Here is a 17,548-nt window from a genome sequence, read left to right as displayed (position 1 = left end):
TATAATTCCATCAAACTCATAATCTGGTTCTCTGTAATTATTTTTTTTATGGGGTGCACTTTTAATTTCTTTTTTAATAGGTGTTTCACTGCTAGCTACTTTGGGTCCAATGTAACTTGGGTGATTTGGATTGTTTTGATTGGCTTTCTCAATGATAGCCTTTCTTTGCTCTTCCGTTAATTGTGGAGCTTTTTTTTCAGGTTTTGAATTTTCTTCAAAATTAATAGCTTCTTGTGTCGCAGCTATCTTAGTCTCTTTGGTGAATTTTGGTTTTGCAACAGGTTTAGCTATTGGCCCTTTTTCAACTGGTTTTTCTTCAGTTGTTATTGCTTTTGTCGTTGTTTCAACAACTGGTTTTGTAGTTTTGGATACTACAGGTTTTTTTGCTTTTGGTGTTGTAACTTTAGCTCTTTTTTCGATTGTAGCTTCGGTTTTTACAATATCTACAGGAATTGGGTTTAAAGCTTGATGATCTAATATTTGATAGATTAATTCATCTTTTTTTAAGGCACTAACTTTTTTTAGCTTGGCCGCTTTTGCAATTTCATGCAAATCTGAGAGTTTCATCTCATTTAATTTTTCAATGTCAAACATGAAGGTTTCGTAATGTTAAGTTGATACAGAATGTATAATATGATTTCTTTCTAAGTAAAGATTTGTAACGATTCGTAAATGAAGTGATTACGAATATCTTATGCAATAATACGACATTTTTACAATAAAACAATAGTTTTTTAAAAAAAGAAAACTTAATTTTGGCGTAATAATGATTTAGAAATGATTCAGAGAATACAATCTTTATATTTATTTGTGTGTGCCTTGTTATCGGCTTTAGTGCCAATGTTTCTCCCTTTGTGGAAAGATGCAAAACAAATGCCTGTTTATTTTACAAGTGATATTATATATATTGTAGGGTTTGGATTAATTGCAACAATGGCTTTAATTAGCATATTGTTATTTAAAAAGAGACAAAATCAATTTGTTTTAAACAGGTTGAATATCATATTGAACTTTATTTTAATAGGATTATTTGTGTATCGAACGCTAAATTTATCTGGAGAAGCTTCGGTTTCTGAGAAAGGTATTGCGATGTTTGTTCCTTTGGTTTCTATCGTGTTACTAGTTTTGGCTAACAAGGCTATTAAGAAGGACGAAGATCTCGTAAAATCTGTAGATCGACTACGATAAACCTATCATCTTAGTTTATTAGTGCGAAGAAAACCCGATTCGAAAGTTTCGGGTTTTTTTGTGGTTATATTTTTTTAAAAAATTAAAGTCTATTAGAAAGTGCTGTTAGGTATAAATAATTTCCTTCACCATCAAAAACTAAAATAAAATAATTAGTTGCATCAGAAACTCCAACATCATAATAAGTTTTTTCAAACTGTTTAACAATTAATGAAGCTTCATTAATTTGATAACTGGAATAGTAATCTACTAAATATTTTTTTATTTTATCTTTCAATGAAGTTATGGCAATACTTTTTTGAATAGCTTTTATATTACCATCATCACTATAACTAACTAAAAGTCTTGAATTACCTTTTAAAAACTCAGCTTCAAATCTAAGATCATCATTGTTTTTTCCTCTATAGAATATTGACCAATTGACCTCTTTAATATCTTTAAATTCGTTTTTGAAATTGGATTCTACTATTACTGGCAATTTTATTTTTTCTTGAGCATTTGTTAAAAATGTTAAACATAAAATTAGAATTGTTAGTGCTTTTTTCATCATAAAAATTTTTGAAATTATATTTTTTAACATACTAATAATGAACAAAAAAAACAAGAACTTTAATAAAACTTTAAAGAATTAATTCTACTTCTTCCCTATCTCAACAACCTCCAAATCCTTAATTTTATCTTCATCAATAACAAATCGCAACATAGTTCGAACTTGATGAAAACCAGAAACTCCAGCCGCACCAGGATTCATATGTAATAAATTTAGCTTCTTGTCAAACATAACCTTTAATATATGAGAATGTCCACAAATAAAAAGTTTCGGTGGATTTTTATAAAGTTCTTCCCGAATAGCTTGATTGTATTTTCCTGGATAACCACCAATATGTGTTATTAATACATCAACTCCTTCACACATAAAACGATTGTTTAACGGAAATTCCATTCGTGCTTTATCATCATCTATGTTTCCATAAACAGCTCGTAAAGGTTTTAATTTCTTAATGGTATCAGTTACAGCTAAGTTCCCAATATCACCTGCATGCCAAACTTCATCGGCTTGATTAACGTATTTCAAAATGGTATCATCAATGTAACTGTGTGTATCGGAAAGCAATAATATCTTAATCATATCACAAAAATAGATTAATTATTGAAATTCAAATTGTCATTGCTGCTGAATTTTGTAAATTTGCCCATTATGTGTAAAAACTTTTAAATGCTTAAACACATAAACTTTTAGCCTCAAAAATGAGATACTTTATAGAATTCGCATACAACGGAAAAAATTATCACGGTTTTCAAACACAAACCAACGCTTCATCCGTTCAAGAAACATTGACAAAAGCTTTGCAGTTGTTAATCGATAAATCTATCGAAGTCGTTGGTGCCGGAAGAACTGATTCTGGTGTTCATGCCAAGCAAATGTTTGCTCATTTTGATATTGAAAATATATTAGACACAACCTATTGGTTACCAAAACTTAACTCTTATTTGCCAAAAGATATTGTAATTTATAATATTTTTGAAGTCAAAGAAGATATTCATGCTCGTTTTGAAGCTTCTGCAAGGACTTATGAATATTACATTCATACTTTTAAAAATGCTTTTTTAGAAGATATAAGTTGGTATTGTTTTCAGCAATTAGATGTTGATTTAATGAACAAAGCTTGTCAATTATTATTTAAATATAATGATTTTGAGTGTTTTTCAAAAGTACATACCGAAGTATTTACATTCAATTGCACCATTACTGAAGCCAATTGGAAACAAAACGGAAACCAACTAATCTTTACCATAAAAGCTAATAGGTTTTTACGCAATATGGTAAGAGCAATTGTAGGAACCATGATTAATATTGGTTCTGGAAAAACAAGTTTAGAAGAATTTAAAGAAATTATAGAAAGTAAAAACCGTTCAAAAGCTGGATTTTCTGTTCCTGCACACGGATTATTTTTAGTAAAAGTAGATTATCCCTTTTTAGAAAATAAATAAAATTATAAATTGCCGTTGGTTACAACCAACGGATAATAAAGATACTGAAACAAGTTCATCATAAAATGAAAAACAAGATACAAACCAAATCATTAAAAAAAGTACTAGCTTATGCAAAGCCATATAAATCAAGGTTTATTTGGGTAATTGTTTGGGCTATTGTTTTAGCTCTTTTTGCAGCTACACGTCCTTATTTATTAAAACAAACTGTTGATAATTACTTAGAACCTAAAGATGTTAATGGCTTATTATTTTATATAGTCTTAATGGGTATTGTTTTAATAGTTGAAGTTATTTCTCAATTTTTCTTTACGTATTGGGCAAATTGGTTGGGACAAGATATCATCAAAGACATTCGAAATAAGTTATTCAAACATATTGCTTCATTCAAAATGAAGTACTTCGATAATGAACCTGTTGGAAAATTAGTAACGCGTTCTGTTTCTGATATTGAATCCATTGCGAGTATTTTCAGTCAAGGTTTATTCATGATTGTTAGTGATATGCTAAAAATGGTTGTTATTCTAGGAATAATGCTTTACATGAATTGGAAACTTACCCTAATCGTTCTTCTTGCCATGCCTATTTTGATTGTGGCAACTAATATTTTTCAAAAGAAAATGCGTGTAGCTTTTAATGAAGTACGTACACAAGTTTCTAACCTAAATACTTTTGTACAGGAACGATTAACTGGAATGAAAATCTTACAATTATTCAACCGAGAAGACATAGAATTTGATAAATTCAAAGCCATTAATGAAAAACACAACAATGCTTGGCAAAAGAATATTTTATACAACTCTATCTTCTTCCCTATTGCCGATATAGTCTCATCTTTAACTTTAGGTGCCATAATTTGGTATGGTGGAATAAACATTCTTAACGGAAGTGACACCACAACCTTTGGAGACTTTTTTGCTTACACCATGTTCATAACTATGCTATTCAATCCATTGCGTCAAATTGCAGATAAATTTAACGTCATGCAGATGGGAATAATTGCTGCAGAAAGAGTATTCGAAATCTTAGAGACAGACAGTCAAATTCAAAATATCGGTACAAAAGTTGCGACAAGCTTTGCTGGAAAAGTTGACTTAGAAAATGTTCGTTTTAGTTATATAGAAAATGAAGAAGTACTAAAAGGTGTTAACCTAGAAATCAATTCAGGGGAAACCATTGCCATTGTAGGAAGTACTGGTGCTGGAAAAACAACTATCATAAATTTACTAAATCGTTTTTACGAAATTGATTCAGGCAAAATCAAGATTGACAACATTGACATTAAAGACTTTACTTTAGAAAGTTTAAGAAAACAAATTGCTGTTGTCTTACAAGATGTGTTTTTATTTGCTGATACAGTTTACAACAACATTACATTATATAATCCAGAAATTACGCGCGAATACGTAATCACGTGTGCCAAACAAATTGGCGTACACGATTTCATCATGAGTTTACCAAATGGTTATGATTATGACGTAAAAGAACGCGGTGTGATGTTATCATCTGGACAAAGACAATTAATTGCGTTTTTAAGAGCTTATGTGAGTAAACCAAGTATTCTAATTTTAGATGAAGCAACATCATCAATTGATACTTATTCAGAAGAATTAATTCAAACAGCAACAGAAAAAATCACTAAAGGAAGAACATCTATAGTAATTGCTCACCGATTAGCCACAATCATAAATGCTGATAAAATTATAGTTATGGATAAAGGAAAAATAGTAGAACAAGGAACTCATAGCGAATTATTAGCGCAAGAATCTGGTTTCTATAAGAATTTGTATGAAGCACAATTTGATACAAAAGTAGCTTGATTTAATGGTCAGTGATAAGTTTTTAGAGTTCAGTTGAACTATGTATAAATACTAAACTCATAAACTTCTAAACAATTTAAACTCATAAACTTTTACGATACAAATAATTTCCATAATTTCGCAAGCATTATTACAAACAAGAAAATAACACATTATGACACGAGCTTTTGCGACTGCATTTTTTACAAATAATAAATAAATACTAAAAAAATGAAATACGATATTATAGTTTTAGGTAGTGGTCCTGGTGGATATGTAACTGCCATTAGAGCTTCACAATTAGGCTTTAAAGTTGCCATTATTGAAAAAGAAAATTTAGGTGGAATTTGCCTTAACTGGGGATGTATTCCAACTAAAGCTTTATTAAAATCGGCTCAAGTATTTGATTATTTAAAACATGCATCTGACTATGGTTTAATAGTTGAATCTTTTGACAAAGACTTTAGTGCTGTTGTAAAACGCTCTAGAGATGTAGCAGATGGGATGAGCAAAGGTGTTCAATTCTTGATGAAGAAAAACAAAATTGATGTTATAGACGGTTTTGGAAAGCTAAAAGCTGGAAAAAAAGTAGATGTAACAGATAAAGACGGAAAAACTACTGAATATAGTGCTGACAATATCGTAATCGCAACAGGTGCACGTTCTCGTGAATTGCCTAACTTGCCTCAAGATGGTAAAAAAGTAATTGGATATAGACAAGCAATGACTTTACCAGAACAACCAAAATCTATGATTGTTGTAGGTTCAGGTGCAATTGGTGTTGAGTTTGCTCATTTCTATAATGCAATGGGTACAGATGTAACTGTTGTAGAATTCATGCCAAATATCGTTCCGGTTGAAGATGAGGATATTTCAAAACAAATGGAACGTTCTATGAAGAAAGCTGGTGTGAAAATCATGACAAGTTCTTCTGTGGAACGAATTGATACTTCTGGAAAAGGAGTTAAAGCATACGTTAAAACAGCTAAAGGAGAAGAAGTTTTAGAAGCTGATATTTTACTTTCTGCTGTTGGAATCAAAACAAATATTGAAAACATCGGATTAGAAGAAGTTGGAATCGCAACTGACAAAGATAAAATCTTAGTAAACGATTTCTACCAAACAAATATCCCAGGTTACTTTGCAATTGGTGATGTAACTCCAGGTCAAGCTTTAGCACACGTTGCCTCTGCTGAAGGAATTTTATTAGTAGAAAAATTAGCTGGTTTACACGTTGATCCATTAGATTATGGAAACATTCCAGGTTGTACTTATGCAACTCCAGAAATTGCTTCTGTAGGTTTAACTGAAAAACAAGCTAAAGAAAAAGGATACGAATTAAAAATTGGTAAATTTCCATTTACAGCATCTGGAAAAGCAAAAGCTTCTGGAACTCCAGATGGTTTTGTAAAAGTAATTTTTGATGCAAAATACGGTGAATGGTTAGGTTGTCATATGATAGGTGCTGGTGTAACAGACATGATTGCAGAAGCAGTTGTAGCGCGTAAACTAGAAACAACAGGACACGAAATCTTGAAAGCAGTTCACCCTCACCCAACCATGAGTGAAGCAGTTATGGAAGCTGTGGCTGATGCTTACGGAGAAGTGATTCACTTATAAGAAATTTAGAATTCAGAAATATAGAAATCCTTGACAGTTTTGTTGAGGATTTTTTTTATATTGCTGTACCAAAATACTACTATAAAATTTTACAACTTCATTTTGTTTCTATTAATTATTCCATCAATTAGTAATTCACAGGAAATTCCTAAAGAAATACTGAAAGATACTATCTATGGAAATATAAAGAAAATACGTGAAAAAGTTGTTTTCCTTACAAAAGTTGAAAATCCACAAATACTATATTATGATGATTATGGACATTCAGGCTTTATGGGACCAACAGCTACAACCTCAAGATTCTATAAAACTTGGTTCTCATCTGATTTTTGTTATTATATTAATTATGAACGTCATTTTGATGAAAAAAGAAATGTTATAAAAGATATATGGTATGATAAACAAAATGAGTTTATGAATTCATATAAATATAAATATGATGCTAAAAACAGAGTAACTATGGAAATTGATTCTACGAGTTTTTCATTGTACACAAAAAATTCATATTACCAAGATTATGAAAACTTCACAATTGAAAATATAATTTCTCAAAGTTTAAATAATAATCACTTTAAACATTTAATTTATTTTTATAAAGACAATAAATTAACTAGATCAAAAAACATTGACGACAATGGAAACATTGAAGAGTATATTTATAATTATAATTCATTTGGAAAACAATCATCAAGGATACATAAAAATCCTTCTTATAATAAAAGACATGGTGAAAATTCTTGGAGTTATGGAGTGCATGATTCAATTGGCTCCATACTTAAAGATCAATCCTATGTTTATGACCTCAAAAATCGTTTGATTAATACTTTATATTATGCATTCTCAAAAGAGGATAACTATGAAAAACCAAAATTGATCTATCAAGAAATTAATACTTATAAAAATGATAATTTAATTAGTTTTGAAAGAAAAAGTGAGAATGGTGGAACATCAATCTTTTTTAATTATAAATATGACAAACAAAATAGACTGATTGAATATAATGTTTGTAATGAAACAAATTCTAATCCTAAAATAATTGAAAAATATAAATACAGAAATAATAAAATCATATCATTAGAATATATAGATGAATCTTATGATAAATCATTTGAAGTTAACGGAATGAAAAAAAGCACATCAACTTTTTCATACAAATACGATAATAAAAATAATTGGATTGAAATAGTCAAAAATGTAGATGGTATAGATTTATATAAATGGATTAGAGAAATTGAATATTATTAAAACTTAAATTATAGTAAAATTCTCAAAAATTGTTGGGGATTTTTTTTTATATTACTATTCCAAAAAACAATTATGAGATTTTCTTTTTTATTAGTTTTACTTATTATTACATCTTCTGTCAAATCACAAGTTTCAAATATAGATTCAATATATGGAAACATTAAACGTGTTCGTGAGAAAGTTTTTGATATTAGTAATAAAGATAATCCAAGACAGATAGAAATAGATGAGTATAGTGACTCAATGATTTTAATTCCAAATAGTTTAAACCTAACTATTTATGATAGTTCATTTTCAGGAAGTCAAAGTGGATACGAAAATTATGAGCAATTCTACAATGAAAATGGCAAAATAGTAAAGCATATTTGGTATGTGAAAAAAGATGATTTTTATAAATCTACATCTTATCAATATGATAAAAAAAATAGGGTAATAAAAGAAATAGACTCTTCAAGTAACTATGTGTCATATGATAAACATTATTATGAAGATTTTGATAATTACACAAATGAAAACATTATTTCTTTAAATTTAGAGTCAAATTATTTTAATCATACAATAAAACAGTATAAAGACAACAAAGTCATAAGAATAAAACTAATTGATGAATACGGAAACATTACAGAATTTATTAATGATTATAATCAAAACGGAAAATTAAAATATACTACATTAAAAAATCCAGAAACTTGGAAAAAAAATGAAAATGGAAATTGGTCATATGGAGTTCAAGATACTATTCCTAATGTATTTAAAAGTTCGATTTATGAAAATGACGATAAAAACAGACTCTTAAAAAGATTAGACTATGATTATTCAGCAAAAAATAATTATGAAAAACCAATTTTACTGCATCAAGTTTTATACAACTATGAAGACTATAAAACAACAGTAAAAACAATTTACGAATCAGGAAATTCTTCATCTTTTATTTATGTTTATGATAAGAAAAATCGAATAATAGAATATCATTGTTGTAGCGATACTATTTCAGATTCAGTTAGAATTAAAAAGTATACATATAAAAAAAATCAAATCATTTCACTTCAATATATTTCAAAAGACAAAGGCAAAACTAATATTCAAAAAATTGATTTTAAATACAAATTCGATAACAATTTTAATTGGATAGAAATTATTAAGATTGTTGACGGAAAAGAGAAGTCTAAAAGAACAAGAGAAATAGAATATTATTAATACTTAAATTAGTATCAAAATTTAAAAATGGAAACATATCAAATAGTAATTGCTATATCTATAGTAATTTTTGTCCTTTTTTTTAAAAGTGCTTATAAAGAAGATAAAATATACAAAGAAGAAATTAAAAAACGATTAGATGAAGAAATTCATTTAGAATTTAATGTACCTCAAATAAATCAAGACTTACTCAAAGAATTTGAATCCATTTTTTTATCAGGTAAATTGATGGATTTAAAAATATTTCAAGTAAATGATTTCTATTATCATGAAGAAAGTGAAAATTTATTCATTTTTGAAGGCATTGAATTTAAATTCAATAAAGGCTTCTTCTCAATCGGTTTTTCATCTGAACATGAATATAATATGTTTCAAGCTACTCCATTCACAGAACTATACGATAATGAAAATGAAGAAGAAATAAATATTGAAGAAACTAAAAAACTGTCCAACCTAATTGGAAAAAAAGTAGTTGAGGTAAAATTTAAAACTTTAGATTTCAATGAAGTTATTGATTACACAATGAAATTAGAAAAAGTATCTAAAATTGTTGAAGTTATTCTACATTTCGAAAACAACGAGACACTACAAATTGCAACCATAAATTACGATTACGAAAAAGATAAACCTCCCAAGAATTATCGTTATGACGTTACAGGAGAACTATTAATCTCTTTAAATAATAGAGTGAAAATTTAAAAAAAATCTTGAAACGTAGCCTTTAAGAAAAAAATATAGCATTTATGATTTTGAAAATAAAGTAATTAATTCAGATTTCATTTTTTAATAAACATAACCATTTAATTAAAAACTCTAACAAAATCTTAAGACTTTCAAAAACAATACTATCTCAAAAAAATGTAACTTTACTGTATAATTAATATACAATGAAAAAGACTATAGTAATCGTCGGTGGTGGATTTGCAGGCTTAGAGTTAGTAAGAAAGCTAGGAAACTCCGAAAAATACAACACCATATTAGTCGATGCCAACAACTATAACTTCTTTCCTCCTTTAATTTATCAGGTTTCAACCGGACTAATGGAACCTTCCGCCATAAGTTATCCCTTTAGAAAAATACTTAGACACAGCAAAAATGCAAGATTTCGATTAGGAAGTCTCGAAAAAGTGATTCCCTCAGAAAACAAAATCATACTAAGCAATGGTAAGTTAAACTATGACATATTAGTCATGGCAACAGGAACAGAAAGCAACTATTTTGGCAACAAAAATATTGAAGCTTACAGTTTGCCCATGAAAACCATAAGTGATGCACTTACCTTAAGAAACACAATTCTAACTCGCTTAGATCGTGCTACTAGACTTACAAGCGAAGCTGAAAGACAAAAAATGCTAACTTTTGTCATAGCTGGTGCTGGACCAACCGGTGTAGAACTTTCAGGTGTTCTAGCAGAAATGAATACTTCCATCATAAAAAAAGACTACCCAGAACTAGCTGATAAAGACATCCTAAAAATCTACTTAGTTGACGGAATGCCAACAGTCTTAAACGTAATGTCAAAAAAATCACAAGAGTACACTCATAAAAAATTAAAAGAATTAGGTGTAGAAATTAAACTGAATTGTTTAGTAAAAGATTTCAATGAAGACGTAGTTGAACTTTCTGATGGTAGTAAAATAGAATCTAGAAACTTAATTTGGGCAGCTGGTGTGTCAGCCAAAACGTTTGAAGGTTTTGAGCAATCAAGTTATGGTAGAGGAAAAAGATTAAAAACAAACCCTTTTAACTTAGTAGAAGGTTATGAAAATATTTATGCTTTAGGAGATTGTGCTATACTTTCAGGTGACACAAATTATCCTGACGGTCATCCACAACTAGCTCAACCAGCCATTCAGCAAGCCGACAACTTAGCTAGTAATTTAGATAAAGATTATAAGAATTGGAAACCTTTTAAATATACTAACAAAGGTTCTTTAGCCATTATTGGAAGAAACAAAGCTGTTTTCGATTTACCTAAAGAAAAGTACTTTATAAAAGGATTTCTAGCATGGTTAATTTGGTTATTTGTACACATCATGGGATTAGTAAACTTCAAAAATAGACTACGCACATTTGTAAATTGGATAGGCTATTATATCTATAAAGACCAATACTTTAGAATGATCATCAAGCCCAACGAAAAAACAAAACTTGATGAAGATGAAATAAACAAAGAAATTTCGTAATTTCTCAACTTAAAAAAAAGTAATAATTTAGTTATTTGGGTTTAACTATTTATAAGATTTAAATATAAATAATAGTTTCAACATGGATATATTGTAACACACAACACCTTTTAAAGCAGTAAATTAGCGATAAAATAATAATAACCTATTAAAACAAATTATGAAAAATTATTTTATTATGACACTACTTTGTGTTACCCTTGTAGGATGTAAAGAAACAGTAAAAGAAAATGAAACGGATAGCGAAGAAAAAATAGGAGTCGTAGAAAAAGCTATAACAGCAACTGCTCTAATTTCTGCCAAAAGTAATAGTGCTGTTAAAGGTACGGTTACATTCACCGAAAAGGAAGGAAAAGTATTCATGAAAGCTAATTTTACAGGATTAACACCTGGAGAACATGCTATTCATATTCACGAAAACGGAGATTGTAGTGCAGATGACGGTTCATCAGCAGGTGGACATTGGAATCCAACCAAAGAAGACCATGGAGCTTGGGAACATAAAGCGTTTCATAAAGGAGACATAGGAAACTTAGTCGCTGATGAAAACGGAATTGCAACTATCACCAAAGAAACCGATTTATGGTGTATCAGTTGCGAAGATGAAAACAAAAACATAGTCGGAAAATCAATCGTTGTCCACAAAGATTTAGACGATATGAAATCACAACCAAGTGGAAATGCAGGAAATCGTATAGGATGTGGAGAAATTGTACTAGAACAATAGTAAATTTAAAACATACAGACTCACCCGTATATTAAAAGAGTCCTCAACATTAAATGTTGGGGATTTTTTTTGCCCAATTTATTACAATTACGGGAAACCGTAAAAATCTTACATTTCTTTTTATATATTTACGGAAAATTACTTTAGTTTAAATTTTATTTAAAACAAAAAATATGAGAATTTTTTTTTTAATAGCTATTACATTTTTAATTATTAGTTGTGGATCACATGTTAAATCTAACTTTAATGAGCAATTAAAACCTCTAACCATTGAAGACAAAGTAGCTTTTCTTGATTTAAAAAACCCTGTTCCTGAAAATTCAGAAAAAATAGGAAGTGCTAGATTTGGAGACAGTGGCTTTTCTACCGATTGTGATTTCAATACAAATTTAATTAGTGCAAGAAAGCTAGCTAGAGCAAATGGGCTAATATTGTTAAAGTAATAAAAAAGTCAAGACCAGATTTATGGAGCACTTGCTATCGCATTACGGTTGAATTTTATTATTTTTCAGGAGACGTAACTGAATTACCTCAATATCAATTACAAATTAAATAATCTAAATTATAAAATATGAAAAAAAATATTATCTGTTGCTCATTAGCTTTATCGTTTCTTGCATCAAGTTGTGCAACAGTAATGTCGGGTTCAAAACAAAATGTGAAATTTGCCAGTAATCCAACCTATGCAACCGTTTTCATTGACGAAGTTGAAGTTGGAAAAACTCCATTTGAAATGAAACTTGCAAGAATAAGTGAGCATGAAGTAATGATAAAACTAGACGGTTATCAAACTTATTACACTACATTAACCAAAAAATTTAACGGTTGGTTTATTGGAAATATTTTAATTGGTGGTTTAATAGGAATAATAATTGACCCAATTACAGGTGCTATGTATAATTTAACACCAAAAGAAGTTAATGCACAAATGGAACTTGGAACAGCTTTTAACTACAAAAAAGGCGATGTTTATGTTGCAGTCACACTTAAAATTGACCCAAATTGGAAAAAAATTGGACAACTTGAAAAAGTAAATAACTAAATACAAATATTAAACAATTAATTAAAAAGTAACTTTATGAAAAAACAATTACTTACTGCTGTCATTGCAGTTTTTGGACTTTTAACGGCTAATGCTCAAGAAGGTGGCGATTTTGAATTAGGACTTGGTTTGGGTGTGAATTTTGCAAATGTGTCAACAATAAATGGACAAAGCAATGCAACTTCTAAGATTTCTTTTAATGCTGGTGCTTCTGGTGAATATTATTTTTCGGACAGATGGGGTGTAAAAGCAAAATTAATCTATGACAATAAAGGTTGGGCAGATGGTTATATTTTAGATGAAAATAACATAGTTACAACAACAGATTTTAAACTAAACTACCTGACTGTTCCTGTAATGGCTAATTGGCATTTTGGATCTAACAGAAATTGGTATTTAAACTTTGGTCCCTATGTTGGATTTTTAATGAGTGCAGAAGATTCAGCATTAGGTTTAGACTTAAAAGAAGGCTTTAAAAGTACTGACTTTGGAGCAGCTTTTGGAATTGGACATAAAATTGAAATAGCCGACAACATTAAGTTATTTATTGAATATGATGGACAATCTGGATTTTCAGATATTTTTGAAGAAAATGCTGGAGAAGCTATTAGAAATGGTAGAAGTAGTTTTAATCTTGGAGTACTATTCAGTTTATAATTGACTCAAAAAACACAAAGAATCCTCAACAATAAACGTTGGGGATTTTTTTTGCACTATTTCCAATAAACCCTAAAAATCTATCTCCTTCTTTTTATATATTTACAAATAATTATAAAGATGCTAAATCCTTTTAATAAAAATCAAAGCCATAATTAAATAGCAAAAGGCTAAAAGCCTGCTTTCAAATTAATAAATGAAAAAAATAATAGTACTCTTTACCTTTTTATTCATAACTTCTTGTGGAAATGATGACTTAATAAATACGGATAATAATCAACTAGAAATAGAAACTGTACCTGAAATAGAGCCTGAAATTGGTTCTGAAGAAATTTTCCCAGCAGGAAGTCTAAATACTTTTTTTTCTAATGCCTTAATTTCAGATAATTCTAACAACATTGAGAGGATTAATCCTATAAAGATAACAGCATACGACCCAACCAGTAATAGAATTAAAACAGACTATTCTAATCTAGATAATTTAACACTTCAAGGTAGCAACGGTCAAAATTGGTTTATAACTCAAGGCAACGAAGCTTCAAAGGTAGTTGAAATTGAAAGCATAGATTTAGTAACCGGATGGATTACTTTAGGAAATACATACTTCGGAAGTTTAAATAAAAATATAGGGGCCAACATTGAATTTTTTAACCCTTTTATAAATTACAGTATCATAAACAATCGTCCCTTGTTTGATCCCTACCCTACCAGTGTTTCCGAAGGCATTTTTAATTACATTCAACCTGGTGGAATTATTGAAAAAACAGACGGAACTTATGTGCTTTTAACACCAGTAGTTTTTGGTTTTCATGACAAAAGAAGCATCTATTTTGCAACAAGTAACAATTTAGAAGATTGGACGTTTCACAACCAAAAAATTCTAAGTACCGATATGATACCGTTTGCAAAAACTAACGGAAACGTTTTTTCAACAGATAATCCATACAAACTAGAAAACGGAAATTATCTAGTTTTATTAGGGGTTCAACAACCCAACAATAGTTACACATCTGCCTACATGATAATTGATGAAGACCTCAATATCATACAAGAACCAAAGCAAATTATGATACCTGGTTGGAATGGAGAAAATCAAAATAGCTTCCCTCTAGCTCTAACAAAATTCGAAAACAAATACAGAATACTTTTTCACAAAAGAAACTACAATGCAATCAACAGAGAAATTCATGAAGTAATTGCTACCGATTTATTTAGTGCTTTAGATTTTAACAACAGCATTATATCATCAAACATAATACACAAAGGATCTAACAGCAGTGGCTATTTAAGAGGTAAAGCAGATGATGCAACCTACATTCAATTCAATTCAAAATTACACATACTACTCGGCAGCGAAGAAATATATTCCAGTTATTTAACCTCAAACAACAGAGAATATGGCTTAATGAATTGGAATGGCAATAATTGGAATCACGACAGCAGAAGTCCATTATTAATAAATCCCGTGCAATTACATACCAAATACCCTATTTTCGATTGGGCTAAGGATCATCTAGGAGCATTTGCCTCACCCTTTATAAAAAACCAAACGCTGTATATCTTTATGGCATTTGGAACCGATAATCCAGATTATTTCATTTCAGCAATTAAGATTCCTTTAAATTAAAGTACTAAAGCCCAATAAACAACATTGTTTTTTTTTACACTATTATTAACAATTAAAGGAAACCTAAAGAACTACTTTTCTTTTTTATATATTTACAAACAACTGTAAATAATTGTAAGTGCTAATAAATAGAATTTGCATGCTTGTACAAATTGTACATTAATTTAAAAAACATGAACGAATCAGATAAAAATATTTTAATAAAATCCTTGAATGCAATTTGCAACTTTCCTAAGAACATTCATTTAGTTAATTCACCAAATGAGTTTTTAGAAATTCATAATAGAAATGTAAAAATGTTGACTGAGTTAGGTCAAGAGAGAAAATCTGATTTTATACAAACGCTGATAAATGAATACCCAACTATTACTTTAAACGAACTGGAAAAATATATTTCAAATCAAAAAAAAGAGAAAAGCTTGCTTAGTGTGGTTACAGGTGACTTCATTTCTTCTTTATTCAATCTAATAAAAAACAAAGGTGTAAGTTTTAGCCAAATCAAGAATAAGTTAAACGCAATCTCAGTACTAAACGAAAAATTGATTAAGATTGTTGAAGATCCAATTTTCGAGGAAATCTATATAAAAACAATGTAAAACAGTAGTTTATAGCAATTACCATATGCAACAAACCCAAAAAATCCCCAACAAAAACGTTGAGGATTTTTTTTTATAAATTAATTCGTACAATTACGAAAAACCATAAAAATCTTACTTTTTCTTTTTATATATTTACAACTAATTAAAAATAAGCCTTTCGTATATATACAAGTTGTAGGCAATTTTAGTGAAAATCGTGAGAATTCAATAACCGAAGAGAAAAACTTATAAAAATTTACACGCAAATATAATTAATAGATATTTTAATTACATATTAAACAATTTAAACTAACCGAAACATAAACCAATGAAAAACATAGCAATTTACTTAATTCTTGTTACATCAATTTTAACTAGTTGCAGCCCTTTAAAATCTATTAAATCAGAATACAAACTAATTAGAACTTCCTCAAGTGGTATTTCGGCCAATGAAGTTGGTAATGGAAAGGTTTTAATATTCAATGGAAGTGGAATGAACCATAAAATAGACGATACGTCGCGCCTAAATATATGGATAAATGGTAACGCACTTGGACAACTTAATGCAAATGAATATGCGGTTTTATATTTATTGCCAGGAACTTATAATTTTATACTTCAACATAAAGATGTTGGAAATTTTGAAAGTACTCATATAGTAGAAATTACCAAAGAAACCATATTTATAAAAGTGAAACCAACTATAACATCTAATAAAATTGAAATTGTGACAAATATGCCAGAAGAACTTCGATGGTATAATAATATATTGCAATAAAAAACTGCCTACAACAGCAGTTACACAAGATTTGGGTTTTAGTCATAAACTGAAACTTGGTTTTGTGTTTTAAAGTTCAGTCATTAACCGAAAAATAAGGCGTACTTTTTCCCAAACCTCGTGTAGCTGCGAAACGTTAGCGGAAACCGTAAAAAAAAACGAGAATAAATATTAAACCTTAAATCAAATAATACAATGAGAAACATGATTAAAATTAGTTCGCTTTTAGTTTTTGCAATGCTTTTGAATAGTTGTGCATCTGGGTATAAAAAAATAAATCCAGAAAGAATAAATTATGCTTCAAAAAGTATTGAAAACAATATTTTGTTAGAATACAAATACGATTTGTTAGAAAAAAAATATAAAAAGAAAGAAACTAAAAATAATATCAAGCTTATTGCAGTTAAGATTACAAATAATACTGATAAAGAAATAGTTTTGGGTAGAGATTTTAAACTTTCTTATGAAAACGGTAATGAAGTTAGTTTAATTGAAACTGAGAAATTATTTAAAACTATTAAACAAAGTCCAGCTTCTTATTTATGGTACTTACTTTTATCTCCACTTCAATTTTATTCAGGAACTACAACTACATCAAATGGAAATTATACTGAAAATAAACCAGCAAACTCATTCCCAATTGGGCTGATAGTAGGTCCAGGATTAGCAGGAGGTAATATGATTGCTGCAAGTTCAGCAAATAAGAATTTTAAAAATGAATTAATGCAATATGATCTTAATGGGAAAACTATTAAAAAAGGAGAAACTGTTTATGGATTGATAGGTTCAAATTCGAATAGTTATGATTCAATTAAAATAAAGAAAGTGGAATAACGGCTATCCGCTAACAGCAGTTTGTAGCAATTTCTAGGCATGGTTTGTGTTCGGAATTTTCTCCGAAAATTCCACGAG

General features: G+C 29.2%; 19 protein-coding genes. 16 read left to right on the top strand and 3 right to left on the bottom strand.

Annotated elements, in window-relative coordinates; genetic code table 11:
• Positions 1-567: Rho termination factor N-terminal domain-containing protein (locus AACZ53_RS08290; RefSeq protein ID WP_339836973.1), on the bottom strand; the 567-nt coding region annotated here is incomplete at its 3' end.
• Between the two features lie 210 nt (positions 568-777).
• Here AACZ53_RS08290 and AACZ53_RS08285 point away from each other — a divergent pair.
• Complete coding sequence (locus AACZ53_RS08285) at positions 778-1,188, top strand: DUF4293 domain-containing protein (protein WP_339836970.1); 411 nt, start codon at positions 778-780, stop codon at positions 1,186-1,188.
• Positions 1,189-1,270: 82 nt separating this feature from the next.
• On the opposite strand, the gene AACZ53_RS08280 is transcribed toward AACZ53_RS08285, so the two are convergent.
• Both AACZ53_RS08280 and AACZ53_RS08275 read right to left on the bottom strand, forming a co-directional pair.
• Positions 1,271-1,735: a hypothetical protein gene (locus AACZ53_RS08280; protein ID WP_339836968.1), complete on the bottom strand. Its 465-nt coding sequence runs from the start codon at positions 1,733-1,735 to the stop codon at positions 1,271-1,273.
• An 87-nt stretch (positions 1,736-1,822) separates the two neighbouring features.
• The gene (locus tag AACZ53_RS08275) at positions 1,823-2,317 is read right to left on the bottom strand and encodes a metallophosphoesterase family protein (RefSeq protein WP_339836966.1); all 495 of its coding nucleotides are present in this window, start codon (positions 2,315-2,317) and stop codon (positions 1,823-1,825) included.
• Positions 2,318-2,436: 119 nt separating this feature from the next.
• Here AACZ53_RS08275 and truA point away from each other — a divergent pair, with 119 nt between their 5' ends.
• The 15 genes from truA (at position 2,437) to AACZ53_RS08200 (ending at position 17,470) form a co-directional block, all read left to right on the top strand.
• Positions 2,437-3,180: a tRNA pseudouridine(38-40) synthase TruA gene (gene truA / locus AACZ53_RS08270; protein WP_339836964.1), complete on the top strand. Its 744-nt coding sequence runs from the start codon at positions 2,437-2,439 to the stop codon at positions 3,178-3,180.
• A gap of 65 nt (positions 3,181-3,245) precedes the next feature.
• The gene (locus tag AACZ53_RS08265) at positions 3,246-5,000 is read left to right on the top strand and encodes an ABC transporter ATP-binding protein (protein WP_339836961.1); all 1,755 of its coding nucleotides are present in this window, start codon (positions 3,246-3,248) and stop codon (positions 4,998-5,000) included.
• A gap of 210 nt (positions 5,001-5,210) precedes the next feature.
• Positions 5,211-6,599 (top strand): dihydrolipoyl dehydrogenase, encoded by a 1,389-nt coding sequence (gene lpdA / locus AACZ53_RS08260; RefSeq protein ID WP_339836959.1) that lies wholly within the window; start codon positions 5,211-5,213, stop codon positions 6,597-6,599.
• Between the two features lie 102 nt (positions 6,600-6,701).
• Positions 6,702-7,844: a hypothetical protein gene (locus AACZ53_RS08255; RefSeq protein WP_339836956.1), complete on the top strand. Its 1,143-nt coding sequence runs from the start codon at positions 6,702-6,704 to the stop codon at positions 7,842-7,844.
• 72 nt (positions 7,845-7,916) lie between these two features.
• Complete coding sequence (locus AACZ53_RS08250) at positions 7,917-9,041, top strand: hypothetical protein (protein ID WP_339836953.1); 1,125 nt, start codon at positions 7,917-7,919, stop codon at positions 9,039-9,041.
• Between the two features lie 27 nt (positions 9,042-9,068).
• The gene (locus AACZ53_RS08245) at positions 9,069-9,740 is read left to right on the top strand and encodes a hypothetical protein (protein ID WP_339836949.1); all 672 of its coding nucleotides are present in this window, start codon (positions 9,069-9,071) and stop codon (positions 9,738-9,740) included.
• A 188-nt stretch (positions 9,741-9,928) separates the two neighbouring features.
• Complete coding sequence (locus AACZ53_RS08240) at positions 9,929-11,227, top strand: NAD(P)/FAD-dependent oxidoreductase (protein WP_339836946.1); 1,299 nt, start codon at positions 9,929-9,931, stop codon at positions 11,225-11,227.
• Between the two features lie 178 nt (positions 11,228-11,405).
• Complete coding sequence (locus AACZ53_RS08235; RefSeq protein WP_339836943.1) at positions 11,406-11,954, top strand: superoxide dismutase family protein; 549 nt, start codon at positions 11,406-11,408, stop codon at positions 11,952-11,954.
• A gap of 173 nt (positions 11,955-12,127) precedes the next feature.
• Positions 12,128-12,397, top strand: coding sequence for a hypothetical protein (locus AACZ53_RS08230; RefSeq protein ID WP_339836940.1), 270 nt, complete (start codon positions 12,128-12,130; stop codon positions 12,395-12,397).
• A 128-nt stretch (positions 12,398-12,525) separates the two neighbouring features.
• On the top strand, positions 12,526-12,996 hold the full coding sequence (locus AACZ53_RS08225; protein ID WP_339836938.1) for a PEGA domain-containing protein: 471 nt from the start codon (positions 12,526-12,528) through the stop codon (positions 12,994-12,996).
• A gap of 36 nt (positions 12,997-13,032) precedes the next feature.
• Entirely contained in the window at positions 13,033-13,653 is a 621-nt protein-coding gene (locus AACZ53_RS08220; protein ID WP_339836935.1) for a porin family protein, read from the top strand.
• Between the two features lie 196 nt (positions 13,654-13,849).
• On the top strand, positions 13,850-15,280 hold the full coding sequence (locus AACZ53_RS08215; RefSeq protein ID WP_339836931.1) for a hypothetical protein: 1,431 nt from the start codon (positions 13,850-13,852) through the stop codon (positions 15,278-15,280).
• Positions 15,281-15,453: 173 nt separating this feature from the next.
• Positions 15,454-15,876, top strand: a complete 423-nt coding sequence (locus tag AACZ53_RS08210; protein ID WP_339836928.1) for a hypothetical protein — start codon at positions 15,454-15,456, stop codon at positions 15,874-15,876.
• A 310-nt stretch (positions 15,877-16,186) separates the two neighbouring features.
• Positions 16,187-16,636, top strand: a complete 450-nt coding sequence (locus tag AACZ53_RS08205; RefSeq protein WP_339836925.1) for a hypothetical protein — start codon at positions 16,187-16,189, stop codon at positions 16,634-16,636.
• Positions 16,637-16,840: 204 nt separating this feature from the next.
• Entirely contained in the window at positions 16,841-17,470 is a 630-nt protein-coding gene (locus tag AACZ53_RS08200) for a hypothetical protein (protein ID WP_339836922.1), read from the top strand.
• The last annotated feature ends 78 nt before the right edge of the window (positions 17,471-17,548 follow it).

This window comes from uncultured Flavobacterium sp., assembly GCF_963975005.1.
GTDB lineage: Bacteria > Bacteroidota > Bacteroidia > Flavobacteriales > Flavobacteriaceae > Flavobacterium.
This window is presented reverse-complemented; position numbering and strand designations above follow the sequence as displayed.

Excerpts from the sequence above, each read along its gene's own strand:
- AACZ53_RS08285 (WP_339836970.1), top strand. The coding sequence starts at position 778 with ATGATTCAGAGAATACAATCTTTATATTTATTTGTGTGTGCCTTGTTA.
- AACZ53_RS08280 (WP_339836968.1), bottom strand. The coding sequence starts at position 1,735 with ATGAAAAAAGCACTAACAATTCTAATTTTATGTTTAACATTTTTAACA.
- AACZ53_RS08275 (WP_339836966.1), bottom strand. The coding sequence starts at position 2,317 with ATGATTAAGATATTATTGCTTTCCGATACACACAGTTACATTGATGAT.
- truA (WP_339836964.1), top strand. The coding sequence starts at position 2,437 with ATGAGATACTTTATAGAATTCGCATACAACGGAAAAAATTATCACGGT.
- AACZ53_RS08265 (WP_339836961.1), top strand. The coding sequence starts at position 3,246 with ATGAAAAACAAGATACAAACCAAATCATTAAAAAAAGTACTAGCTTAT.
- lpdA (WP_339836959.1), top strand. The coding sequence starts at position 5,211 with ATGAAATACGATATTATAGTTTTAGGTAGTGGTCCTGGTGGATATGTA.
- AACZ53_RS08250 (WP_339836953.1), top strand. The coding sequence starts at position 7,917 with ATGAGATTTTCTTTTTTATTAGTTTTACTTATTATTACATCTTCTGTC.
- AACZ53_RS08245 (WP_339836949.1), top strand. The coding sequence starts at position 9,069 with ATGGAAACATATCAAATAGTAATTGCTATATCTATAGTAATTTTTGTC.
- AACZ53_RS08240 (WP_339836946.1), top strand. The coding sequence starts at position 9,929 with ATGAAAAAGACTATAGTAATCGTCGGTGGTGGATTTGCAGGCTTAGAG.
- AACZ53_RS08235 (WP_339836943.1), top strand. The coding sequence starts at position 11,406 with ATGACACTACTTTGTGTTACCCTTGTAGGATGTAAAGAAACAGTAAAA.
- AACZ53_RS08230 (WP_339836940.1), top strand. The coding sequence starts at position 12,128 with ATGAGAATTTTTTTTTTAATAGCTATTACATTTTTAATTATTAGTTGT.
- AACZ53_RS08225 (WP_339836938.1), top strand. The coding sequence starts at position 12,526 with ATGAAAAAAAATATTATCTGTTGCTCATTAGCTTTATCGTTTCTTGCA.
- AACZ53_RS08220 (WP_339836935.1), top strand. The coding sequence starts at position 13,033 with ATGAAAAAACAATTACTTACTGCTGTCATTGCAGTTTTTGGACTTTTA.
- AACZ53_RS08215 (WP_339836931.1), top strand. The coding sequence starts at position 13,850 with ATGAAAAAAATAATAGTACTCTTTACCTTTTTATTCATAACTTCTTGT.
- AACZ53_RS08210 (WP_339836928.1), top strand. The coding sequence starts at position 15,454 with ATGAACGAATCAGATAAAAATATTTTAATAAAATCCTTGAATGCAATT.
- AACZ53_RS08205 (WP_339836925.1), top strand. The coding sequence starts at position 16,187 with ATGAAAAACATAGCAATTTACTTAATTCTTGTTACATCAATTTTAACT.
- AACZ53_RS08200 (WP_339836922.1), top strand. The coding sequence starts at position 16,841 with ATGATTAAAATTAGTTCGCTTTTAGTTTTTGCAATGCTTTTGAATAGT.